This window comes from Hymenobacter cyanobacteriorum, from assembly GCF_022631375.1.
GTDB lineage: Bacteria > Bacteroidota > Bacteroidia > Cytophagales > Hymenobacteraceae > Hymenobacter > Hymenobacter cyanobacteriorum.
Window position 1 is genome coordinate 447,314 of record NZ_JALBGC010000004.1, and the last position, 23,232, is coordinate 470,545.

The window sequence follows — 23,232 nt, forward strand, 5'->3', positions numbered from 1 at the left end:
ACTGGATTTCCGGTTTTTTCGTTTCCTCGCCGCGCTTCTCCGCACGGGCCCCGGGTGGCCTTGTGCCAGGCTGGCTCGCTTTAGCAAGGGGCTGCCGCTGTGCCTGGGAGCAGCAGCGGCTATATGCCCGCGCCTGAATGAAGGCAGGGGAAAGGTTTGCGGAAAAAGCTGTTTCTTGCGCGCCCAAATTCCCGCCCATTAGGGCGAGGGCGGCGGCCGGCCTTGTGGAGCGGCCCGCCGATTGGAATTTTCTGCTCGTACGCTGTGATTCAACCCTTACGCAAGTTGCTGATGCTGGCTGCGGCGGGCCTGCTGGCCGGCCAGGCCACTCCGGCCAGCGCCCAGCAGGCTGCCCGCATGCCAGCCGCTAGGCCCGTCAACACCATTTTGTTTGTCGGCAATAGCTTTTTTCATGGCAAATACCAGCCCGTGCTGGCGTACAACGCCGCCCACGTGACGGACGAAAACTACGGCTTGCCCGCCACCCACCCACGCTGCGAAACCACCACCGGCGAGCCCGTGGTGTGGGGCGGCATTCCCGGCATCTTCCAGCAGTTCACCGAAGAGGCCGGCCTGAACTACGAGGTCCACTTCGAGGAAATCAACGCCCGGCCGTTGCAGTACCACTACGAGCACGCCCTCGGCATCATTCAGCAGGCGCGCTGGCACACGGTGGTGCTGCAGGAGCACAGCCAGTGGGCGCTGCCCCCGCGCCACGGCGGCCGCCCCGAGTTGTTTCGCGACTACGCCACCCGGCTGGAGCGCGCCGTGCACGCCGCCAGCCCCGCCGCCAGCGTATTCCTGTTCCAGACCTGGCCCCGCGCCGACCTCTGCTACCCGCCCGGCAAGGCCTTCAGCGGCCTGCCCATCGACTCGATGGCCCAGGAGCTGCACGCTTCTTACTACGGCCTGCTGGCCCAAAACCCGGGCTTCAAGAGCATTGCACCCGCCGGCGATGCCTGGCTGCGCGCCGTGCAAACCGGCTTGGCCCAGCGCAACCCCTACGCCCCCGAACCCGGCAAAGTCGACCTGTGGGCCGAAGACCACTACCACCCCAGCAACTGGGGCGCCTACCTCACGGCCTGCGTGCTGTTCGGCGAAATCACTGGCCACGACCCACGCGCCCTCGGCGGTGCCGAGCAGGCCGCCGTAGCACTCGGCATCAGTCCGGCCGAGGCCGTGGCCTTGCAGCGCGTGGCCGCCGAGCAGATTCGCGCCGCCCGCCCCGAGGCATTCGCCGAGCAGCCCGCCCCGGACAAGAAGCCCTATCCGAAGAAATCCAAAGCGCGCGTCCGCAGCTGATAACGCACAAAGCCCGGCCAATGCGGCCGGGCTTTGCTGATTTTAATGGTTCTGCGGCCGTTAGCGGGCGCTTTCGTTGCCATCTACGGGGGCACTTTGCTTGTGCACCTGGGCGGCCACCAGCGGGTCGGGCATCAGCTTGCTGGCGCCCACCTGCACGTTGTTCATGATGCCGGAAATGACGCGGTGCTCGCCGGCCATCAGGGCTTTGTAGCCGTCGCGGGCTACGTCGGCGGGCTCCATGCCGCTGCCGTCGGCCACGTTTTTGGCCTGCGTCATGTGCGCTTTGTTGAAGAAGTCGGTTTTGGTGACGCCGGGCAGCAGGTTGGTGATGGTGACGTTGCTGTCCTTGTTCTCTTCCTGAATCGACTCGGCGAAGGAGTTCACGAAGGCCTTGGTGCCGTGGTACACGGCTTGCAGCGGGCCGGGCAGCTCGCCCGCAATGCTGCCTACCAGCAGAATCTTGCCCTCGTTGCGGGCCTTGAATTCCTGCAGGTACAGCTTCGTGAACACCACGTAAGCCCCGATATTCAGCTGAATAATGTCCAGCTCGCGGTTCACGTCGGTGGTGTCGAAGGTGCCGTACTGGCCCTGGCCGGCGTCGTTCACCAGCACGTCAATCTGGGTGCCTTTTCCTTTGATTTCGTTGTAGACTTCGAACGGTGCGTCGCGCTTGAACAGGTCCTTCACGATGGTCGTCACCTGCACGCCGAATTGCTGGCGGATTTCCGCAGCGGCTTTGTCGAGCAAATCGGGCTCCAGCGCTACCAGAATCAGGTTGTACTTGTCCTGCGCGAAGCAGTTGGCCAGCTCGCGGCCGATGCCGCTGCTGGCGCCGGTGATGAGGGCGGTTTTGGTTTGGTCTGCCATGGGAAAGAGGAGTTGGTTAGGGTGGTATAAATCCTAACGCAGCCCATCAAAACCGGGTTATTGTCGGGCTTAGCCCCGTAGCAGGGCCTCTGCGAGTCCGCCCCCATTGCGTTTACATCCACACAACGGCTCGCAAATCCTCCGCTACACGTTGATACTCCAGCCTCCGCCGGCTGCTAGTGCTACGCTTACTTTATCGCCCGGCTGCCAATCCGACGTTTCTGTTCTGGCCCGTAAAGTATTTTCTGCCAACGCTACTTCCACTTCCCAATAGCTGCCCAGAAACCGCACCGCCCGCACCGTGCCCACGGCCCCGCCGCCGGTTGCCGGCCCCAGCCGCAGCTGCTCGGGCCGCACCAGCAGCGCCGTGTCTTTGCGAAAGCGCCGGCCCGGCAGCAGCGCCCGGCGGGCGGCTCCAGCCGCCAGATTATAGTCGCCAAACAGCGCGGCCGTGGCCTCATCTACCGGCTGGTGGTAGAGCTGCTCCGGCGGGCCCTGCTGCACCAGCCGGCCCCGGTGCAGCACCAGAATTTCATCGGCCCAGCCCAGCACGTCGGTCGCATCGTGCGATACCAGCAGGCAGGTGATGCCCAGCCGCGTGCCCAGGTCTTCAATGATGCCCTGCAACAGGCGCTTGTGCGTGCGGTCGAGGTTCGAGAACGGCTCATCGAGCAGCAGCAGCTGGGGCGCGCCCAGCAGCAGGCGGGCCAGCGCCACGCGCTGCTGCTCGCCGCCGGAAAGCTGGTCGGTGCGCCGCGGCATCAGGTGGGTGATGCGGCACAGCTCGTACACGGCCTGGGCTTCGGCCTCGGGGCGCTTGTTGGCGTAGCGCAGCACCTGCTCCACGCGCAGAAACTGCGGCAAATCAGACTTTTGGGAGAGGTAGGCCACGCCGGGATGGCCGGGCACCAACACTTCGTGCGGGCCGCGCACGCGGCTGCCGTTGGCGTTCACCGTGCCGGTGCTGGGCTGAATGAGGCCGGCTACCAGTTGTAGCAGCGTGCTTTTGCCGGCCCCGCTTTCGCCGGCCAGCGCCAGCTTCTGCCCCGCTTTTTGGCGGAAACTGATGGGCTGGAGCGCGGTGAAGCCGTTTTCGGTGAGGCTGAGATTGGCGACGGTGAGAATGTCCTGCATGCGGCCGCAAAGAACGGGCCGGGGGCCGGACTATTTCTTCACGAGCGGCAGTTCCGATTCCTGCACCACCAGGGTATCGCCTGCATTGAGGCGGCCGGGCAGCGCGGTGTTAAACGTGTTGAAATCGTTCCGGTAGCCAAGGCTGCACGTTTGGCCCGCATTGGCAGCCGAGAAAATGTAGGACAGCAGCGCCAGGCTGGGCTGGGTACCGCGCAGGTTCAGCACATACACCGGCTTCGACTCGCACTGGCCGCTATAGCCAGTACTGGGCGACAGCGCCGTGCAGGTATAAACGGGGGCAACGCCTTTGATGTCGCGCACGATGCTGTAGCACGCATTGGGGGCAGTGGGAGTGTAGGCAACTGTGGGCAGCCGGCTCGTGAGCACCAAGCTTTTGGAAGTCTGGCTGGTAATGTCGCAAACCAACGTGGTGGCTACTACGCTGCCCATTTGGCTAGCCGTGGTGGTGAGGGTTGCTTGCCCATTGCCTGCGAAAGCCAGTTCGCCCGACAAGTAAGGCGAAACAGCTCCCGGCGAATATAAAAGGCCGGAATAATTGCGCTCCGCAAAACGCCGGATAAGCGGCGCGTTGCTGACCTCGCCGGCCCGGGTGAACATCCGTACCGCCCCGGCCACCGGAGCCGTGGTGATTGTGTAGGTGCCCGTGGCTTCGAACCGAGGCTCTTCTTCTGCTTTGTCTTTGCAGCCGGCGAGCAGGGCGATGCTCAAGCCCAATGAGTAGAAAAGTTGTTTCATAATGCAGCGTTTTGGAAAGGGCTGTAAAAATAGCCAATACAGCGCTGAATGAGCAACAACTTCAGGAAATCTATGCTTTCCTATTTAGGACGCAATGCTGCCACTGCGCAGCCACTTACGAAGTGAGCAGGAACTGCTTGCCGGGCTTTTCGCGGGGGTAGTTGGCGATGATGTCGCGCAGGATGGCCATGTCGTGGGGGCAGGCCTGGGCGAAGGCTTGCCAGTGCTGCAACACCACGGTATCCGGCATTTCGACCACGGCGATGATGGCATCCCAGAAGGCGTCCCAGCTCACACCGTACCAGTCGGGAAAGCCCAGCTCGCGTTTCATCAGCATGTGAAAAGCGGCTTTGGTATCGATGTCGGTGAGGTCGATGGTCATGGGTATAATATGGAACACTATACTTGTGCTATATTGATTCCAACAGCTGCAGAGCTTACCTTGGTCTAGTAGCAATTAAATCATTAATTCAACTCATTACATGCTTGGTTTCCTTCAAACCCTTTTGCCCCGCCTGCGCCAGTTTAATCAATCTTTGGAACAAGTGGAATTGTTTGTGGATAAGCCTTGGGTGCTAATTGACGAAGACGGACGCCAGCAGACATACATTTTTCGCCGGAGCGGCGATTTGTTAATGTCTTTAGACGGTCAAGTACAGATGGGTAATTGGGAATACATTGCCCCAGCGCAAAGCATCTTGATTGACCGAAAGGTTGATAAGTTGCTGCTGAATCACTTATTTTTCACAGATGCCCTACTAATCCTAGCCAGAGACGGAAAACCAGAAAGCAGATTTGTGTTGGCCAATCGGCAGCTAATTCCAGATTTAAATGTCGGAGAGTACTTGCGAACGTTGGAAGTTAGAAACGCAATAAATCTGGATAAGCCGAATACGGCCTTATCAGAAGTGCATAAATCGTCTGCAACTACATCACAAGGTGTCAGGCTAGATTTCTTTGGCCGAGACGCTAAGGTGAGTTCAGGTGATGCTGCCTATGTGAATGATGAGCGCGCGCCCGATGGGCGATACATTACCGAGGAGAAGTGGGGAGTTTATATCAGTAATGGATTAGTTGAAAAAGTCTTCTGGCCAGAAAAATATAGGCTTGCTTATGGTCATGATGAATCAATTATTATTGATTGTGACGAAGCAGGCGTAAAGCCTAAGTTATCTAATAGGGTTTTTACAGTAAACGGTGAAGTAGTTGCTGATGAAAAATATCTTATAGTTGGCTCAGGGCCAATAAGAGTAAAAAAAGGAATAATAGACGGATTTCCGTGGTTTTAACATTTTACTGCCCTCACGAAGCCGTATCCAGCACATCGTCCCCATCATCGGCCATACTCTTCGCCAGCTTCTCGATATTTAAGCTGCGGGCCGAGGCGTCGAAAATCTCGCGGTAGGTGCCTTTCAGGTCGTAGAGCTCGTCGTGGGTGCCGCTTTCTACCATGTGGCCTTTTTTCATGACGTAGATGCAGTCCGAATCCACGATTTGGGCGAGGCTGTGGGAGATGATGACCACCGTGCGGCCCTGCTTGATGGCGTCGAGCGAGTTTTTAATTTGCTCGGTGGCGATGGCGTCGAGGCTGGCGGTGGGCTCGTCGAGGAAGATGATGGGCGGGTTTTTGAGGAAGAGCCGGGCGATGGCGATGCGCTGCTGCTGGCCGCCGCTGAGCTGCTGGGCATCGGACTCGTAGCGGCGCGGCAGGTCCAGAATCTGGTCGTGCAGGTAGGCCTGCTTGGCGGCGGCTTCGATGTCGGCCTGGGTGGCAGTGAAGTCGCCGTAGCGGATGTTTTCTTCGATGGTGCCCTTGAAAATGTGGTTTTTCTGGAGCACCAGGCCAATTTCCTGGCGCAGGGCGAAGGTGTCGTAGTCGGCCAGCGGGCGGCCATCGAGCAGGATTTCGCCGCCGTTGGGGCGATAAAACTGGCAGAGCAGGTTGATGATGGTGCTTTTGCCCGCCCCGCTGAGGCCCACGAGCGCGGTGGTTTTGCCGGCCTGAATGGTCAGGCTCACGTCGTGCAGGGCGGCCGTGCCGCTGGGGTAGGTGAAGTTCACGTTCCGCAACTCGAACTGGCCGCGCAGGTTGGGGCCGGGCGCGAGATGGCCGGGGCGCTCACGCTGGTCGTCGGCGTCGAGGATGGCGAAGAAGCCTTCGGAGTAGGTGAGGGCCTCGTTCATCTCGTCGTAGATGCGGTGGAGCTGCCGGATGGGCGCCGACACGTTGTTGAACAGCAGAATGTGGAACATGATGGCCCCGATGGAAATCTGGCGGTCGAGCACGAGGTAGGCCGTGAGGACGATGATGACGACCACGCCAATCTGCTCCACGAAGGTTTTGAGGCCGTCGTAGCGGAAGTTGGTTTTGCGCGTCACCAACTGGGCATTCACCAGCTTGGCTTGGGTGTCGGCCTGCTTTTCGGCCTCGTACTGCTCGCGCACGAAGCTTTTGATGACCACAATTGAGTCGATGATGGTGATGAGGCCGTGATTTTTGCTTTCGCGCAGCTTTTGCAGGCCGCGGCGCACGCCCTGCAGCCGGTCGGCCTGCCGGAAGCTCAGCCAGAAATACACCGGCAGAATGGCCAGCGCCACCAGGCCCACCCACTTGTTGGCCACGAACATGACCACCAGCGCCACCAGGGCGTTGGCAAACAGCGGCAGGATGTCGATGAAGAAGTTTTGCACCAGCTTCATCAGGCTCTCCACGCCGCGGTCGATGCGGGTCTGGAGCTTGCCGGTCTGGTTGCCCTCGTCGGAGAAAAACCCCAGCTCATAGCTCAGAATCTTGCTCACGGCCGTTTGCGAGAGCACGCTGGAAATGTTGATGCGGATTTTCTCGCCGTAGTATTTCTGCCCGAAGGTGATGACGGTGTTGATGATTTCCTTGCCCAGCAGAATACCGCTCACCCAGGCCAGCATGGTCCAGCCGGCGCTCAGACCGCGGTTTTGGTCGAGTAGGCCCTGCACCGTGTCCACGGTGTAGCGCAGCACGAAGGGGTTCACCTGCGCGGCCAGCGAGCCCACCAGCGTGAGCAGCAGCGTGGCAATGACGAGCGGGCGGTAGGGCCGCACGAAGGGCAGCAGGCGTTGGATAATCTGCCAAAGGCTCATCTAATCGGGGCTAGGAGTGGAGCCGGTTAGACGAGTGGGGTGGGGGTGGGGTTGTTACCGGTGCCCTGCTTGTGTTCGCGTAACGTCGCTGGCAAAGCTGCTTATTCGGTGCTTAATTTTATCGCTACATGACGGGCAATTCTTTGCCATTCTGTCGATGATTTTTTTCTTAGCTGCGGAATTTGCTTCGTTGTAGCTGCCTGGTCCGCTATATGCTATAATTGCTCTCCACCTTTCATATCTTTTACCGGATTTATCCTTGTCCATATAGCTAAAGAATTCCTGTGGGTATGTAGTAGCGTAAGCCAAAGCAGGTTCACCGGGATATTCGCCCAAGGCGCCATCACTGATGGCGATTGTAAAGTCAAGGCACCACCGGTAAAAAGGCCTAATTTCCTGGTTTTTGGTAGTTGCAAGCGCCAATAGCTGCGTAGTGGAATCATTATCCGTCGGTCGGAAACGTGAGGTATAGAGCGCTTTCGCAAGTGGAGATACCGCCGGGTTTTTGAGATAAAACGAAACCGGTTTTTCACCAATTGAAGTTGGTAAGGCGTACCGACGTCCATTGTGCCTGTCAACCCACACCGGATTATGCTTGGCTAGTGGAATACCCGCCTGGTTAGTTTCGTCAGGGGCGATTACCTTTTCTGACGGCCTATTGATACTGCTCGATATCGCAGCGAGCAGGAGGATGACAGATAGCGAATTCATAGCATATTGTAAATGAACAGGGTAGTATCTGCCTCCGGTACCCGTTTGGCGTAGGTTTAGTGCGATGCCACAAACATGAGGGTTCCCTTCTGGTAGCTGTGCGTCTCTTTCGAATAATAAATGGATAGAAGACTGTCTTGGCGAATGAGGTAATAATCAGGGTCGCAGGGATACATCTTGCTCGCCGGGCAAATGCTGACTTGCTTGGGATGGGGCTTATCCCTGTAATCAACGGTGACAATTTTATGTTTCCATAAAACCAGGGTGTCCGACTTCATTTTATACTCGCCTGTTACTTGGTAAAATGGTGTGGCGATGGTTTGATACTTCGTATAGCTATAACCACCGGGCGCTATCGTTAGCTTCATCGTGAATGCATGAGCACCAATGCGATTATTGGCACTATAATACGTTTTTTCAAGCCGGGGCTGAACTGAAAATAATAGCCCGAATAGCCCGAATGCAAATAGGAAGTAATTCATCGCAGGAGGTTAGGTATATGGTTCCAGCATGTGATGGTGTAATTCCGGGTTGGAATTTCGCGCAATGTTATGGAACAAATACGCCACGGCAGCGCGCACTATTCAGGCAGTACGGCGCTCTATCCAGCGTGGTCAGGAAAGCCTGCAAACGCTAGCCACACGCCACCGGCTCAACCCCAAAACCGTGGCCAAGTGACTCAAACGTCCTATGGCTCAAGATGCGCCGATGGGGCCAGCACCGGTTTCGACGGTGCTCACGGCTGAAGAAGAAGCCGTGGTCGTGGCGTTTCGGCGCCATATGCTCTTGCCCCTCAACGGTTGCCTCTACGCTATGCAGGGCACGATTCCGCGCCTTTCCCGCGCGGCTTCGCACCTGTGCTTTCAGCAACACGGCATCAGCCGCTTACCGCTGAACGAAGACGGACAGAGCCCCCGAAAAAGAAATTCAAAGACGGCCTATCGGCTACCTGCACGTGGATTTTGCGGAAATGCAAACGGAAACGAATACGTCTGCGCCCAGTGGTAGAAAAGTCCCGTTAACTATAACCAAGACCCAACCTACCTCTCAAAATCGTGCCCAACCTAACGGATTCGCCGCTCGACGACATCCTGGAAATTGCCCGCGAAACCTGGCTGAGCGGGCTGGTGGCCACCAATGCCACCATCAGCCGCGACAACCTCCGCACCGCGCCGGCTTACGTGGCCAGCCTGGGCGCGGGCGGCATTCATTCGGTGGCCAATGCGGGGGAGAAACTCGATGCGGACGCTTCGCTCATTCAGCCTTACACCGGCTTTATCGGCGAAGGCCCGGCGCTGGTGAGCCGGATAAACCGGCGCCTGGTGCGGGGCTTGCCGCCGAAGAATGACGGGCCACCCGCTTAGGCTGCGGAATAAAGAGCTAAAGGTAAGCCGGATGGGGCTTGCTAGGCAATTGCTTACGCGGGCCATATTTTTTTTGCCGGCGAGAGCAATGACAAAAGGTGCGTCGTTTAGCCCGTTAGGTCGAAAATAAAAGTTGCGAAAGGGGGCATGAAATAAAGTTAACATTACCGATGGACTGCCGGACGTAACAATGCCGTATTTTTGCGCCATGCTTCAACCAAAAGACTTGTTGATGAAGCGCGGAACCTCGCTCGGCCGGGAACCGCGAGTGGACCGAGAGGTCTTTGCCATCATCGGTTCTCCTGATTTTGCCGCTGGTATTTCCGTTGTTTTTTCCTGGTTTTGCCCCGCCACCGTTTCGGATTCCGAAACGGTTTTTTTATGTCCATTGAGTTGGAGTTACTAAACGAATAGGGTAAAAACCGCCGACTGGCAAGCACTGACTACGCACTTAATTTTCCCCATCTTCGGTATGGCACGCAAAGACCTGCTCGACATCGCATCCCTGCACCGTGAGGAAATCGAGTTCCTGCTCGACCAATCCACGTCGTTTAAAAAGCTGTTCACCCGCTCGGTGAAAAAAATCCCTGCCCTCGAGGGCAAGTCCGTGCTCATGCTCTTCTACGAGGCCAGCACCCGCACGCACTCGTCCTTTGAGGTGGCGGCCAAACGCCTCTCGGCGGAGGTCACGAACTTCAACGTCGACCATTCCTCCATCACCAAGGGCGAGTCGGTGCGCGAAACCATCGAGACGCTCCAGGCCATGCGCACCGACTACATCGTCGTGCGCCACAGCCACTCCGGCCTGCCCGGCATGATTGCCCGCCAAACCACGGCGGCGGTCATCAACGCCGGCGACGGGGCCCACGAGCACCCCACCCAGGCCTTGCTCGACGCCTTCACCATCAAGGAGAAATTCCCTGACCCCCGGGGCAAAAAGGTCCTCATCATCGGCGACATTCTGCACTCGCGGGTGGCGCGCTCTACCAGCACATTGCTGCAAAAGCTGGGCGTGGAGGTTGCTTACCTCGGTCCGGGCTCGCTGGTACCCAAGTACGTGCCAGCCAGCATCCCCCGCTTCACCGACTACGAGGCCGCCATGGCCTGGGGGCCCGATGTGGTGTACCTGCTCCGCGTGCAGCTGGAGCGGCAGGACGTGCAGTTTTTCCCCAGCGTGCGCGAGTACCACCGCGTGTACGGCATCACCACCGCCCGGCTGGCGGAAATCCGCGACCGCGGCCTCTACATCATGCACCCCGGCCCCGTGAACCGGGGCGTTGAGCTCTGCGACGCCGTGATGGACTACGAGCGCAGCCTCATCACCAACCAGGTCGAAAACGGCATTTCCGTGCGCATGGCCGTGCTCGACTGGCTTACGCCGGGCGGCGACTTTCCGAAGCAGGAAGCGTATGCCGCCCAGCCGCGCGCCGGCTCACCGGTCATCATGCCCTAAACGCCGGACGCGGCGGCTGACTCCGCACTTCAATTTGCCTCTCCAAAAATCTTACGGTTTACAGAAATCCCCACTTCATGCTCCTCCTTCAAAACGCCCGCATCGCCTCCGAAAATTCACCTGTGCTTGTCGAGAGCGATGTCCTGATTGTCGAAGGGAAAATTCAGGCCATCGGCAGCAGCCTGGCCATTCCCGAGGGGGCCCGCCTCGTCGACGCACGCGGCCGGGTGCTGATGCCGGGCATGTTTGATGCCCACGTCCATTTCCGTGCCCCCGGCTTCGAGAACAAGGAAACCATCACCACGGGCAGCGAAGCGGCCATCAACGGCGGCGTGACCGGCGTGGTGATGATGCCCAACACCCGCCCGGCCCTTGATTCGGCCACGGCGGTGGCCACCGTGCTGGAAAACGCCCGGGACCGGGCCCGCATTCCGGTCTACACCTCCGGCTGCGTCACCAAGAACCGCGAGGGCAAGGAGCTGGCCGAGATTGAGGGCATGCGCGAGCTCGGAGTGAAAATGCTCACCGACGACGGCGACACCACGGCCGACCCGGCGGTGCTGCTGCGGGCCATGCAGTACGCCACCGAGTTCGGGATGTTCTTCGCCAGCCACTGCGAGGTGCCGGAGCTGGCCGGCCCGCGCGCCCTCAACGAAGGCGTGATGAGCTACCGGTTGGGCATCAAGGGCTCGCCGGCCTGCGCCGAGGAAATCATCATCGACCGCGACATTCGCCTGGCCCGGGCGGCGGGAGCTCACGTGCACATTCAGCACGTATCCAGCAAGTTGGGCATGGAAACCATTCGCTGGTGGAAATCGCGCGGCGATGTGAAAGTGACGGCGGAAGTGGCCCCGCACCACCTGCTGTTCACCGATGAGCACATCGGCGACTACGACACCAACTACAAGATGAACCCGCCGCTGCGCACGCAGGCCGATTGTGATGCCCTGCTCGAGGGACTCAAGGAAGGCGTGTTCGACCTCATTGCCACCGACCACGCGCCGCACACGCCGTTCGAAAAAGCCCAGGACTTCATCAGCGCGCCCAACGGCATCACCGGTCTGGATACGGCCCTCGTCTCGCTCTACCACCACTTCGTCGAGCCCGGTAAATTCGGTTGGGACCTGGTATTGAAGCGCTATTCGGCCGAGCCCCGCCGCCTGATGGGGCTGCCGGCAGCCGCTCTTGAAGTCGGCCAGCCCGCCGATTGCCTCCTGTTCGACACCGAAGCGGAAACCACCTTCACCCGGGATTTTATGAAATCAAAGTCCCAGAACACGCCCTTTATCAACCAGACGCTGAAAGGCCGGGTGGATATGGTGATTTTAGGTGCGGAAATCCTGCTGGAGCGCTAACAGGCAAAGCTTGCCCAGATAATAGTTGTCTGTCATGCTGCGCTTGCCGAAACATCTCTGCCGCAATAGTAAAATCAATTACTTGCGTGGTAGAGATGCCTCGGCAAGCGCAGCATGACGTTCTTTTTCAAATTTGTCTTCCAATGAGTATACAACTCCCATCCAACACTCCCCATTCCAGCGCCGACGCGGGCCAGCCGGTCGTCGGCGTGGTTATGGGCTCCAGCAGCGACTGGGAAACCATGCAGCACGCCGTGCAGATGCTCGCGCATTTCGGCGTTGCCCACGAAGCGCGCGTGGTGTCGGCCCACCGCATGCCCGACGACCTGTTTGCCTACGCCGAACAAGCCGGCCCGCGCGGCCTGCAGGCCATCATTGCCGGTGCCGGTGGGGCCGCTCACTTGCCGGGCATGATGGCCGCCAAAACCACGGTGCCCGTGCTGGGGGTGCCGGTGGCCAGCCGCCATTTGCAGGGCGTCGATTCGCTGCACAGCATCGTGCAGATGCCCAAGGGCGTGCCGGTGGCCACGTTTGCGATTGGTACTGCCGGGGCGGCCAATGCCGCGCTGTTCGCCGTGAGCATGCTGGCCCTGCACGACCCGGGCCTGGCGGCCAAGCTGCGGGCGTTTCGCGCCGAACAAACCGAAGCCGCCCGCGCCATGACGCTGCCCGTATGAGCGCCGGTATTCACGTTCCTGCCATGCTCCCCCTTTTCCCGGGCAGTGCAGACGCCGCGGGCCAGCCGGCCACCCTGGGGGTGCTGGGCGGCGGCCAGCTGGGCCGCATGTTTGTGCACGCCGCCCAGCGCCTGGGCTACTTCACCGCCGTGCTGGAGCCCGACCCGCAAAGCCCGGCCGGGCTGGTGAGCCACCACCACATCCAGACCGCGTACGACGACCCGGCCGGGCTGGCGCAACTGGCCCAGCTGTGCCAGGCCATCACCACCGAGTTTGAAAACGTGCCCGCCCAGGCCCTGCAAACGCTGGCCCTGACCCGACCCGTGGCACCTGGCGCGGCCGTGGTGGGCATTGCGCAAAACCGCATCGAGGAAAAAGCCCACTTCACGGCCTGTGCCGACGTGTCGGGGGTGGGCTGCGCGCCCTACGCGGTAATTGAAATGCCGGCCCAGCTGCAGGCCGTCCAGGACGGGCGGGCCGATTTGCTGCCCGGCATCCTGAAAACTGCGCGCATGGGCTACGACGGCAAGGGCCAGGTCCGCGTCAGAACCGCTGCTGAGCTGGCTGCCGCCTGGGCGGAGTTGGGCCGCGGTGCCTGCGTGCTGGAAAAGATGCTGTCGCTCACGGCCGAGTGCTCGGTACTGGTGGCGCGCGGCTGGGACGGGCAAGTCGTCAGCTTCGCCCCGCAGCGCAACGTGCACGTCGACGGCATTCTGGCCGTGACCCACGCCTACGAAGGAAATATGCCGCCGGCCCTGGCCACCCGGGCCCGCGACGCGGCCGTTTCCATCGCGCAGCATCTTGGCTATGTGGGGGTGCTGTGCGTCGAGTTTTTTGTGGTGGACGACGGCAGCGCGCACGGCGGCCTGGTGGTGAACGAAATGGCGCCGCGCCCGCACAACAGCGGCCACTACACCCTGGATGCCTGTGACGCGTCGCAGTTTGACCTGCAGGTGCATGCCCTGGCCGGCTTGCCCTTGCCGCAGCCGCGCCAGCATTCCCCGGCCATCATGCTCAACCTGCTGGGCGAAGTGTGGTTTGATGCCAGCGGGCAACGGCGTGAGCCGGACTGGCTCGCCGTGCTGCGCCTGCCAGGAACGCACCTGCACCTATATGGCAAGACGCAGGCGCGCGCCGGCCGCAAGATGGGGCACCTGACCATCACCGGCCCGGATGTCGTCAGTGTCAAAACCGCAGCGCGGCGCGCCGCTGATGTGCTTGGCTTGCCGGGGCTGGACGTCAGCTAAGGACTCAATCATTTGCTGGTCATACATCGAGGCTCTGCCGCTCTGCCATAAAAATAATTCATCACAAATTACGTATTGTGATTCAGGTAGTAAGCTTGCGAATTCGGTGTGTGTAATGCATGCCGAATCAGTAAATAATCCGGCAGCGGTAATAATTCAGGTCAATTACGCGTTGAAATAATAATTAAAGCCCGCTCCGGCGGGTTGCTACGAGCTGAATTACTCACCTGATAACCCCTTGTGTATGCTGCGTACGTTCATGTTGTTTTTGCTGCTGGTGGGCCTTTGCGCGGCCGATGTTCAGACTGCTTCGGCGGCTCGCCGGCCTATTCATCGGCACAAGCCCATGGCGGGCGATTTCCGGCCCGTGTACCGGTACTACCGCGGCCCCGGCCGCCACAAAGACCGGTTCCGGAAGTTCTCGAAGCGGCGTTCAAACAAAGGAGGGTTCTTCTCGCACCTGGGTCATAAGCGGCGCGGCACGCTGTAGGGCTGGCGGTTTCTGATTGATACTGATGAGCGGCTGCTCCCGGTTCGGGGGCAGCCGCTTCGCGTTTGGGTGTCATTCCGCGCAACGCCCCCGGCGGGCCGGGCGTACAGTTTCCACACCTCCATTGCCTCATCATGGATACCCTTCTGCCCGCCGGAACCAGCACCGGCGAACCCCTGAACCGCGTCGATGGCCGCCTGAAAGTGACCGGCCAGGCCCGCTATGCTGCCGAGCACGCCGTGCCGGGCTGCGTGCACGGTGTGCTGGTATGCAGCGCCGTGGCCCGGGGCCGCATCAGGCGCCTCGATACCGCGGCGGCCGAAAAGCTGCCCGGCGTGCTGGCCATCATCTCGCACCTGAACGCGCCCAAAGTGCCCGGCTACCAAAGCGCCGAAACCAACCACAACCCCCGCGTAGAAGGCCAGGAGTTCCGGGTGTTTTTCGACGACCAGCTTCATTTCAGCAACCAGCCCGTGGCGCTGGCCGTGGCCGAAACGCTGGAGCAGGCCCAGCATGCCGCCGCGCTGGTGCGCGTGGAGTACGAAGCGGCCCCGCACCAGACCAATCTGGCCCAAAACCTGGCGGCCAACCTTGCCCCCAAAAAGGAAGCCGAATACAGCCGGGGCCAGCCCGATGCCTACAAAACTGCCCCCGTACGCGTGGAGCAGGAGTACCGCACGCCCGTCCACGTGCACAACCCGATGGAAATGCACGCCGCCATCGCCCTCTGGGAGGGCGACACGCTGACGGTGTACAACAAAACCCAGGGCCCGAAGCTGGCGCAGCAGGATTTGATGCGCATGTGGCAGCTACCGGCCGAGCAGGTGCGGGTGCATTCGCCGTTCGTGGGCGGGGCGTTTGGAGGCTCGTCGCGCATCTGGCCGCCGGAAATGGCGGCTATTCTGGCGGCCAAAAAAGTGGGGCGGCCGGTGAAGGTGATGGGCCAGCGCAACCAGGAGTTCAACTTGGTGGGCTACCGGCCGCAGTCCATCCAGAAAATGAGCCTGGGCGCGCTGCCCGACGGTACGCTGGTGGGCATCACGCACCAGGCCTACGGCCTCACGTCGCGCCACGAGCAGTTCGAGGAGCGCATCGTGCACCCCACCAAATCGGCCTACGCCGTGGCCAACCTCAACACCCGCTACCGCCTCGTGCCGCTCGATATGAGCACGCCCTGCTGGACGCGCGGCCCCGGCGAAACCACGGGCTCCTTCGCCCTCGAATGCGCGATGGACGAGCTGGCCGAAGCCTTAAATATGGACCCGTTGGCCCTGCGCCTGAAAAACTACGCCGACCGCGACCCCGAAAACGACAAACCCTGGAGCAGCAAGCACCTGCGCGAATGCTACGAGCGCGGCGCCACGCTTTTTGGCTGGCGCAAGCGGACGCCCGCCCCGCGCTCGATGCGCACGCCCAACGGCCTGCTCATGGGCTGGGGCATGAGCACCGGCATCTACAAAGCCGAGCGGAGCGCCGCCACCGCCCGCGCCCGCCTGCTGCCCGACGGCAAACTGCTGGTGCAAAGCGCCACCGCCGACACCGGCCCCGGCACCGCCACCATCATGACGCAGATTGCCGCCGATGCCAGCGGCGTGGCCCCGGCCGACATCCGCTTCGAGCTAGGTGATGCGGCTTATCCCGAAGCGCCCTTGCAGGCGGGCTCGCACACGGCCACCTCGGTAGGCACGGCCGTGCACGAGGTTTGCGCGGCGCTAAAAACGCAGCTGCTGGACCTAGCCGCCCGCCTGCCCGGTAAGGCGCTGGGCAAAGCCTCAGCGGCCGAGCTCAGGGCCGAAAACGGCTTTGTGCAGGCCAGTGGCAAGAAGGCCCGCCGCCTGAGCTACGGCGAGGTGCTGAAGCAGCACCAGCTGCCGGCCCTGGAGGTGACGCAGAAAGCCGAAGAATCGCCGGAGATGAAGAAATACTCCGGCAAGTCGTTCTGCGCCAGCTTCGTGGAAGTGCAGGTGCATCCGCTCACGCGGCAGGTGCGGGTGAGCCGGGTGGTGTCGGTGGTGGATGCGGGCCGGGTGCTGAATGCCAAGACGGCCCGCAGCCAGGTGCTGGGCTCGGTGGTGTGGGGAATCGGAATGGCCCTGATGGAAGATGCCCGCCTCGACCACCACTTCGGCCGTTTCCTGAACTCGGACCTGGCCGAATACCACGTGCCCGTGAACGCCGACGTGCCCGCCATAGAAGTCGAATTCATCAACCAGCCCGACCCCGTGCTCGACCCCATCGGAGCCAAGGGCCTGGGCGAAATCGGGCTGGTGGGCTTCGCCGCGGCCGTGGCCAATGCGGTGTACCACGCCACCGGCCGGCGCGTGCGCGAGCTGCCCATCACGCCGGATAAGCTGGTGTGATTGACGGGTACTGCGGGTAGGGGCGGGGCCTGTCCCCGCCCAGACGTTGAACGCAGCCCAAAGGAGACGCGCAGCGATGGGCGGGGGCAGGCCCCGCCCCTACATCCGCTCGGAAATTGCGCTGTATAACACGGGGCATGAAAAAGCCGCTCCACCCAGCGGCTTTTTTCATGCCCGAAAAATATTTTCAGCTGCGCACTTGCAATATCAAAATGCCTGCTTACGTTTGTGGTGTACTAGAACAATAATACACTAGACAAGCACGCACATGGTCCGCATCCGCAACCTTCATTTTGGGTACTCCCGCAAGCGCCCGCTCTTCCAAAACCTCGACCTGACGCTGGAGCGCGGGCACATTTACGGCCTGCTGGGCAAGAACGGCGCGGGCAAGTCCACGCTGCTCAAGAACATCGTGGGCTTGGCATTTCCCGATGGCGGCGTCTGTGAGGTGCTGGGGCAGCCGGCCGCCAAGCGCCTGCCGGCGGTGCTGGCCGACCTGTTTTTCCTGCCCGAAGAAATTTACGTGCCGGCCGTGACGGCCGCGAAATTCGTGGAGCAGACGGCGGGCTTCTACCCCAAATTCGACCACGACGCGCTGGCGCACTACCTCTCCGAGTTTGAGGTGCCGGCCCAGGCGGTGCTCACGGCCCTGAGCTTCGGGCAGCAGAAGAAGTTCATGATTGGCTTTGCGCTGGCGGCCAACACCAGCCTGCTGGTGATGGACGAGCCCACCAACGGCCTCGACATTCCGAGCAAGGCGCAGTTCCGCAAGCTGATGGCCACGGCCCTCACTGAGGAGCGCTGCCTCATCATCTCGACCCACCAGGTGCGCGATTTGGAGAGTCTGATTGATACCGTGGTAGTACTGCACGGCCAGCGCATTGTGCTGAATGCCGACCTCGGCGAACTGGCCGAGCGGCTGACGTTTGCGACGGTGCCCGAGGCTGGCCCGGCCGACCTCTACGCCGAAGAATCGGTGCGCGGCGCGCAGGTAATTCGGGCCAACCGCGGCGGCCTGGGCGGGCGCGTCGATTTGGAGTTGCTGTTCAATGCGCTGGTGGGGCAGGCCCCCGCGCTTACTGCTTATTTATCGCAAAATCAACCCGCTCATGAGCCAGTTCTTTAGTTTGTCGCGCTTCGGGCGCTTGTTTAATAAGCACACCACCGAGCACGCGGGGGCCTATGCCATGGCTACTGGCGTGGTGTTGGGCGGCCTGGGGCTGGTGCTGGGTTTTCTGGCCTACATGTCGTCGAGCACGATACCGCCGGATGTGCAGAGCGTGGTGTTTGTCATCGGGATGCTGGGGGCCGGGGCTTTTTTTACGAGTACGGTACTGGCGTTTTTCGGCGATAAGAAGCAGGCCACGGCGGCGCTGATGCTGCCGGCCTCCCACGCCGAGAAGTTTGCGGTGGCGTGGCTGTATTCGCTGCCGCTTTTTCTGGCGGTGTACGTGGGCTGCTTTTTTCTGGTAGATAGCCTGGTGCTGCAATTGAGCAGCCACGGCAAGCCCGCCGAAATGGTGCGGCTGTTTGGGGGCGAGCGCGGCCTGCACACGTCGCTGGCGGCCTACGCGGCGGTGAATGCGGTGTTTTTGTGGGGCAGCATCTTCTTTGTGAAGCAGCAATTTGTGCGCACCGCGTTTGGGGTGTTGCTGGCCGGGGCGCTGCTGGTGTTCCTCAACTTCCAGGCCCTGCAGGCGCTGCTGGGGCACGAGCTGGGCACGGCAGTGCCGTTTTCGGCCATGACGCTGCACGAGGGCAAGGAGAATTACGTCGTGAGCCTGCCCGAGGGGCTGGGCGACTGGTTTGGGCTGGTGCCGCTGGGCCTGATGCTGCTGGCCTGGGCCGCGGCCTACCAGCGCCTCACCGAAAAGCAGATTTAAGCCGAGATAATCATGGAATTCAAAGACAACGAGGCCATTTACCTGCAGATTGCCGGGTATGTGAGCGAGCTGATACTGCGCGGCAAGTGGCCGCCGGATAGCAAGATTCCGTCGGTGCGCGAGCTGGCCGGCGACCTGCAGGTGAACCCCAACACGGTGATGCGCACCTACGAGCTGCTGCAAAGCCAGGAGGTGCTGTACAACAAGCGCGGCATCGGCTTTTTTGTGGCCCCGGCCGCGGTGCAGCAGGTGCAGGCCGCCCGGCGCGAGCGGTTTCTGAGCCAGGAGCTGCCGGAGGTGTTCGGCACCATGCTGCTGCTTGGCATCGGGCTGCCCGAGGTGCAGCGCCGCTACGAAGAGTTCAAGAATACCCAACCGCAACCCCTTCCCGCCACTTCCTGATGAAAACCAGCAATAAACTATTCGTGGCCGCCGTGGCCCTGGTGCTCGGCTCGCTGGCCACCTACGATGCCGCCCTGCGCGCCGAATACCGCACCGGCCGCTACAAAGACCCGCTGCGCAACTATCAAGCGCTGGGCCTGCGCAATTTCGACGCGGTGCGCGTGCCTGCCGCTGGCGTGATGAACGTGAAAATTGTAGCCGGGCCGTTTGCCGTGCATGTAGATAAAGATGCGGCCGAGTTTGTGCACGTTACGCAGCACGGTGGGCAGCTGAGCGTGGCGCTGGACTACCCGAAGGAATGGAAGTGGCTGGGCCCCCGGGATGCGGTGCGGATTTCCTGCCCCCGTCTCTCGGCTTTAACCGCCGACGGTTCTTACACAGTGGGCGGCAAGCCGCAACTCGACCAACTGCACGGTGGGGGAGAAGTGACGGTACAGGGGTTCCGGCAGGACAGCCTGACCGTGCGGCAGGAAAAGAGCAATGCAGTGCTGCTGACGGGCAATACCTTAAACTGGCTGCGAGCCACTGTGGGGGCCCTGCCCGGCGGCGAGCCAGCGTTGAAGGTTGAACCGAACAACCACATTCAGGCCGCCGATTTGGCCATCAACAACCGCGCGCATCTGGAGCTGTCCACCGCCATTCCGCGCCTGCGCTATCAGTTCTCCGACAGCGCCACCATTGCCCTGAGTGGAGCGGCGGCCCGCAGCCTGACTCCCACAAAATAGCGCCATGAAGCCGTTGCGCCAATCCCTGAAAAGCTCGTTGCTGCTGCAATTAGGCATCATCTACACCCGGTACCTGGTGGGCGGCGCGTTCGTGTTTGCCAGCCTGATTAAAATCAAAGGCCACCGCTTCACGCAGATACCAGACACCGGAAGCGCGCACAGCGTGGGGCATTTTTTCGAGATGATGTACCAGTCGGGGCTGTACTGGCAGTTTATCGGCGTGGCGCAGTGCGTGGCGGGGCTGCTGCTGCTCACGCAGCGCTTCGCCTTGCTGGGGGCGCTGGCTTACCTGCCCATTATGGCCAGCATCTTCGTCATCACCATTGCCTACGACTTCGCGGGCACGCCCATTATTACGGGGCTGATGCTGTTGGCGGGCCTGCTGCTGCTGGCCTGGGACTGGAACCGCCTGCGCGTGGTGGTGAACCTGCCGGTGGTGCCCGAAACCACCTCGCCGCTGTTCGAGAGCCGGCTGTGGGAGGTGGTGGGGGCAGTGATGTTCGCCTTCACAGCCGGCTACCGGGCTTTCACTGACCGATACAACATGCTGCTGTGGCTGGGCGGCTGCGTGGGGCTGGGCGCGGCGGGGCTGCTGCTGGCGTGGCGGCGCCACGCTGCGGGGCAGTTCCGGCCGCAGCCGGTTGGGTAGCGGCCACGGCCCGGCCGGCCGCCACCGGGGGCGAGTCGATATCTTTACCCATCCAAGGCGGCGGAGATAATTCCGGGCCGGGGCTGTTGCATGAATAAACACGTTTTTGCGGGCTTGCTGCCGCTGCTGCTGGCCGGCCCGCTGGCTGCCCGGGCGCAGGCCAACTCCACGCAGCCCTGGGGCACCTGGTTTATCGGCACGGTGATACTGCCGGGCACGTCCGACCACAAGCTGGGCGGCTACGCCGAGGCCCAGGCCCGCCTCAACGGCGTGTTCCGCCAGTATTTCTACCACGAGCTGAAAGCGGGCGTGAGCTTCGACATCGACCCCAACTTCTCGGTGCTGGTGGGCGGCGGCCGCTACGTCACTTCCGACTACCAGGACCTAAGCGCCGGCCCACTGAACGTGGAAAGGCGCCTGTGGCAGCAGCTCACGCTGACGCAGGTAACCAAGCGCCTGAAGCTGGAGCACCGCTACCGTATCGAGCAGCGCTGGCTGGATTTTCGCAACGACAGCAGCGCATTCCGGCAGCGGCTGCGCTACCGGCTCAACGCATTTTATCCCCTGAATAAGCCGACCATTGCGGCCGGCACGTGGTTTTTGTCAGCTTATGACGAGATTTTCCTCAACCCCAAAGGCCCCGTATTCGAGCGCAACCGCGTGTACGGCGGCCTGGGCTACCAGCCCACGGCGCATCTTATTTTGCAGCTAGGATTTGTGAACCAGGCCAACTACAACCTGCCGGCCTACAAAGCGGGCCAGTTTATTCCCCAGATTAACTCGGCCAAAAACAACCTCGTGCTGGCCGTAACCTACAAGCTGGCGCGCCGCTCGGCGGTGCCGGCCACCGAGCAGCTGCCCTCGCAGCGGGATTAGCGCCCGCAAATGCCTTTTTTTCTGTGAGCAAAAGGTCCGGCAAGCACTGCCGGGCCTTTTGTTTTTGCGTACAGGTTTCATCTTAACCTGTGATACCATGCCCAAAAAATCCGTAGCCGAAATCATTGTCGATACCCTCGTCGCCGCCGGCGTAAAGCGCGTCTTCGGCGTGGTGGGCGACTCCCTCAACGGCATCACCGACAACATTCGCACCCGCGATGACATCGAGTTCATCGCCGTGCGGCACGAGGAAGGCGGCGCCTTCGCCGCCGGGGCCGAAGCTCACCTCACCGGCGACCTCGCCGTGTGCGCCGGCTCCTGCGGGCCCGGCAATACCCACCTCATCAACGGCCTGTATGACTGCCACCGCAGCCGCGTGCCGGTGCTGGCCCTGGCGGCCCAGATTCCCAACGTAGAAATCGGCACCGGCTACTTCCAGGAAACCCACCCCGAGCGCCTGTTCCGCGAATGCAGCCATTACTGCGAGCTGATTTCGGTGCCCGAGCAAGCCGTGCGCACCATCGAAAGTGCCGTGGCGGCCGCCCTGGGCCAGCGCGGCGTGGCCGTGGTGGTGCTGCCCGGCGATGTGGCCTACCTCGAAACCGAAGCGCCCGAGGTGCTGCTGCCCACCCAAGGCCGCCGCAGCGCGTTGCGGCCCTCGGAGGCCGATATTAAGCAAGCTGCGGAGTTGCTGAACGCGGGCGAAAAGGTGACGATTCTGGCCGGCATCGGCTGCGCGGGGGCGTTGGATGAGCTGGTGCACACCGCCGCTGCGTTGCAAGCGCCCGTGGTGCATGCCCTGCGCGGCAAGGAGCACGTGGAGCCCGGCAACCCCTACGACGTGGGCCTGACGGGCCTGCTGGGCATGCCCGCCGCCTACCACGCCCTGATGGACGCCGACACCATCCTCATGCTGGGCACCGACTTTCCGTACCGCCAGTTCTACCCCGAGAAGGCCCGCGTGGTGCAGGTCGATATCCGGCCCGAAAACATCGGCCGGCGCACCCGCGTCGAAATCGGCCTGGCCGGCGACGTGGCCGAAACCCTGCGCCAACTGCTGCCCCACCTCACGCCGCGCACCGACCGCGCCCACCTCGAAGAAGCCCAAAAACGCCACCGCGACGACGACGCCCACCTCGCCGAGCTGGCCACCGGCGAGGCCGGCGATACCAGCCTGCACCCCCAACACGTAGCCCGCCTGCTCGACGAAATAGCCGCCGAAAACGCCATTTTCACCTGCGACGTGGGTACGCCCACCATCTGGGCCGCCCGCTACCTGCACATGAATGGCAAGCGCCGCCTCCTCGGCTCGTTCGTGCACGGGAGCATGGCCAATGCCGTATCGCAGGCCTATGGTGCGGCCCTGGTGGAGCCCGGCCGGCAGGTAATTGCGATGTGCGGCGATGGCGGCCTGGCCATGCTGCTGAGCGAACTGCTGACCATTCGCCAGCACAAAATCCCGGTCAAAATCATCGTCTTCAACAACTCCGCGCTCAGCTTCGTGGAGCTGGAAATGAAAGCCGCCGGCATCATCGAATACGGCACCGAGCTCGATAACCCCGACTTCGGGGCGCTGGCTACCGCTGCTGGCCTCAAGGGTTTCCGCGTGAGCGACCCGGCCGATTTGGAAAGCGTGCTCCGCGAAGCCCTGGCCCACGACGGCCCCGCGCTGGTGGATGCCGTGGTGAAGCGCCAGGAGCTGAGCATGCCGCCCAGCATCGAGGCGAAGCAGGCGGCGGGCTTTGGATTGTATGCGCTGAAGGCGCTAATGAATGGGCGCGGCAGTGAGCTGCTGGAAGTGGCGAAAACCAACCTGTTTCGGTAGGTAAAAGCACGTCATGCAGAGCGCAGCGAAGCATCT

24 protein-coding genes are annotated in these 23,232 nt (G+C 61.7%); 17 read left to right on the plus strand and 7 right to left on the minus strand.

Features of this window, described 5'->3' with window-relative positions; translation table 11 throughout:
- Nucleotides 1–264: 264 nt before the first annotated feature.
- Nucleotides 265–1,302, plus strand: a complete 1,038-nt coding sequence (locus MON38_RS16195; RefSeq protein WP_241937188.1) for a hypothetical protein — start codon at nucleotides 265–267, stop codon at nucleotides 1,300–1,302.
- 60 nt (nucleotides 1,303–1,362) lie between these two features.
- Here the strand turns inward: MON38_RS16195 and MON38_RS16200 are convergent, their stop codons facing one another.
- From MON38_RS16200 to MON38_RS16215, 4 genes are all read right to left on the minus strand, one after another.
- Entirely contained in the window at nucleotides 1,363–2,172 is an 810-nt protein-coding gene (locus MON38_RS16200) for an SDR family NAD(P)-dependent oxidoreductase (RefSeq protein ID WP_241937189.1), read from the minus strand.
- Nucleotides 2,173–2,316: 144 nt separating this feature from the next.
- Complete coding sequence (locus tag MON38_RS16205) at nucleotides 2,317–3,306, minus strand: ABC transporter ATP-binding protein (RefSeq protein WP_241937190.1); 990 nt, start codon at nucleotides 3,304–3,306, stop codon at nucleotides 2,317–2,319.
- A 30-nt stretch (nucleotides 3,307–3,336) separates the two neighbouring features.
- The gene (locus MON38_RS16210) at nucleotides 3,337–4,062 is read right to left on the minus strand and encodes a hypothetical protein (protein WP_241937191.1); all 726 of its coding nucleotides are present in this window, start codon (nucleotides 4,060–4,062) and stop codon (nucleotides 3,337–3,339) included.
- 115 nt (nucleotides 4,063–4,177) lie between these two features.
- Nucleotides 4,178–4,444 (minus strand): barstar family protein, encoded by a 267-nt coding sequence (locus MON38_RS16215; RefSeq protein WP_241937192.1) that lies wholly within the window; start codon nucleotides 4,442–4,444, stop codon nucleotides 4,178–4,180.
- Between the two features lie 100 nt (nucleotides 4,445–4,544).
- Here MON38_RS16215 and MON38_RS16220 point away from each other — a divergent pair, with 100 nt between their 5' ends.
- Complete coding sequence (locus MON38_RS16220) at nucleotides 4,545–5,351, plus strand: hypothetical protein (RefSeq protein ID WP_241937193.1); 807 nt, start codon at nucleotides 4,545–4,547, stop codon at nucleotides 5,349–5,351.
- 13 nt (nucleotides 5,352–5,364) lie between these two features.
- Here MON38_RS16220 and MON38_RS16225 read toward each other — a convergent pair whose 3' ends face one another.
- Genes MON38_RS16225 through MON38_RS16235 form a run of 3 tightly spaced genes read right to left on the minus strand, consistent with a single transcriptional unit; the run spans nucleotide 5,365 to nucleotide 8,372 of the window.
- The gene (locus tag MON38_RS16225; RefSeq protein ID WP_241937194.1) at nucleotides 5,365–7,179 is read right to left on the minus strand and encodes an ABC transporter ATP-binding protein; all 1,815 of its coding nucleotides are present in this window, start codon (nucleotides 7,177–7,179) and stop codon (nucleotides 5,365–5,367) included.
- Nucleotides 7,180–7,233: 54 nt separating this feature from the next.
- Nucleotides 7,234–7,890: a hypothetical protein gene (locus MON38_RS16230; RefSeq protein ID WP_241937195.1), complete on the minus strand. Its 657-nt coding sequence runs from the start codon at nucleotides 7,888–7,890 to the stop codon at nucleotides 7,234–7,236.
- Between the two features lie 56 nt (nucleotides 7,891–7,946).
- Nucleotides 7,947–8,372 (minus strand): hypothetical protein, encoded by a 426-nt coding sequence (locus MON38_RS16235; RefSeq protein WP_241937196.1) that lies wholly within the window; start codon nucleotides 8,370–8,372, stop codon nucleotides 7,947–7,949.
- Between the two features lie 573 nt (nucleotides 8,373–8,945).
- Between MON38_RS16235 and MON38_RS22900 the strand changes: the two genes are divergently transcribed.
- The 15 genes from MON38_RS22900 to poxB all read left to right on the plus strand — a co-directional run bounded on the left by MON38_RS22900 (nucleotide 8,946) and on the right by poxB (nucleotide 23,196).
- On the plus strand, nucleotides 8,946–9,254 hold the full coding sequence (locus tag MON38_RS22900) for a dihydroorotate dehydrogenase (protein WP_241937197.1): 309 nt from the start codon (nucleotides 8,946–8,948) through the stop codon (nucleotides 9,252–9,254).
- A gap of 208 nt (nucleotides 9,255–9,462) precedes the next feature.
- Entirely contained in the window at nucleotides 9,463–9,660 is a 198-nt protein-coding gene (locus MON38_RS16245) for a hypothetical protein (RefSeq protein WP_241937198.1), read from the plus strand.
- A gap of 66 nt (nucleotides 9,661–9,726) precedes the next feature.
- Entirely contained in the window at nucleotides 9,727–10,707 is a 981-nt protein-coding gene (locus MON38_RS16250) for an aspartate carbamoyltransferase catalytic subunit (RefSeq protein WP_241937199.1), read from the plus strand.
- 77 nt (nucleotides 10,708–10,784) lie between these two features.
- The gene (locus MON38_RS16255; RefSeq protein ID WP_241937200.1) at nucleotides 10,785–12,062 is read left to right on the plus strand and encodes a dihydroorotase; all 1,278 of its coding nucleotides are present in this window, start codon (nucleotides 10,785–10,787) and stop codon (nucleotides 12,060–12,062) included.
- A 143-nt stretch (nucleotides 12,063–12,205) separates the two neighbouring features.
- Nucleotides 12,206–12,739, plus strand: a complete 534-nt coding sequence (gene purE, locus MON38_RS16260) for a 5-(carboxyamino)imidazole ribonucleotide mutase (RefSeq protein ID WP_241937201.1) — start codon at nucleotides 12,206–12,208, stop codon at nucleotides 12,737–12,739.
- Between the two features lie 23 nt (nucleotides 12,740–12,762).
- On the plus strand, nucleotides 12,763–13,986 hold the full coding sequence (locus tag MON38_RS16265; protein WP_241937202.1) for a 5-(carboxyamino)imidazole ribonucleotide synthase: 1,224 nt from the start codon (nucleotides 12,763–12,765) through the stop codon (nucleotides 13,984–13,986).
- Nucleotides 13,987–14,230: 244 nt separating this feature from the next.
- Complete coding sequence (locus MON38_RS16270; RefSeq protein ID WP_241937203.1) at nucleotides 14,231–14,476, plus strand: hypothetical protein; 246 nt, start codon at nucleotides 14,231–14,233, stop codon at nucleotides 14,474–14,476.
- A gap of 134 nt (nucleotides 14,477–14,610) precedes the next feature.
- Nucleotides 14,611–16,836, plus strand: a complete 2,226-nt coding sequence (locus MON38_RS16275) for a xanthine dehydrogenase family protein molybdopterin-binding subunit (RefSeq protein WP_241937204.1) — start codon at nucleotides 14,611–14,613, stop codon at nucleotides 16,834–16,836.
- 268 nt (nucleotides 16,837–17,104) lie between these two features.
- Nucleotides 17,105–17,962: an ABC transporter ATP-binding protein gene (locus MON38_RS16280; protein WP_241937205.1), complete on the plus strand. Its 858-nt coding sequence runs from the start codon at nucleotides 17,105–17,107 to the stop codon at nucleotides 17,960–17,962.
- Nucleotides 17,946–18,719 carry a hypothetical protein gene (locus tag MON38_RS16285; RefSeq protein ID WP_241937206.1) on the plus strand — a complete coding sequence of 258 codons (774 nt, stop codon included), beginning with the start codon at nucleotides 17,946–17,948 and terminating at the stop codon, nucleotides 18,717–18,719. Before MON38_RS16280 ends, MON38_RS16285 begins: the two co-directional genes overlap by 17 nt.
- Before the next feature lie 12 nt (nucleotides 18,720–18,731).
- Nucleotides 18,732–19,121 (plus strand): GntR family transcriptional regulator, encoded by a 390-nt coding sequence (locus MON38_RS16290; RefSeq protein WP_241937207.1) that lies wholly within the window; start codon nucleotides 18,732–18,734, stop codon nucleotides 19,119–19,121.
- The gene (locus MON38_RS16295) at nucleotides 19,121–19,846 is read left to right on the plus strand and encodes a hypothetical protein (RefSeq protein WP_241937208.1); all 726 of its coding nucleotides are present in this window, start codon (nucleotides 19,121–19,123) and stop codon (nucleotides 19,844–19,846) included. The genes MON38_RS16290 and MON38_RS16295 overlap by 1 nt, the downstream gene beginning before the upstream one ends.
- Before the next feature lie 4 nt (nucleotides 19,847–19,850).
- On the plus strand, nucleotides 19,851–20,495 hold the full coding sequence (locus MON38_RS16300) for a hypothetical protein (protein ID WP_241937209.1): 645 nt from the start codon (nucleotides 19,851–19,853) through the stop codon (nucleotides 20,493–20,495).
- Between the two features lie 90 nt (nucleotides 20,496–20,585).
- Nucleotides 20,586–21,371 carry a DUF2490 domain-containing protein gene (locus tag MON38_RS16305; protein WP_241937210.1) on the plus strand — a complete coding sequence of 262 codons (786 nt, stop codon included), beginning with the start codon at nucleotides 20,586–20,588 and terminating at the stop codon, nucleotides 21,369–21,371.
- A 97-nt stretch (nucleotides 21,372–21,468) separates the two neighbouring features.
- A complete protein-coding gene (gene poxB, locus MON38_RS16310) occupies nucleotides 21,469–23,196 on the plus strand; it encodes a ubiquinone-dependent pyruvate dehydrogenase (protein ID WP_241937211.1) in 1,728 nt (575 codons plus the stop codon).
- Nucleotides 23,197–23,232: the final 36 nt, after the last annotated feature.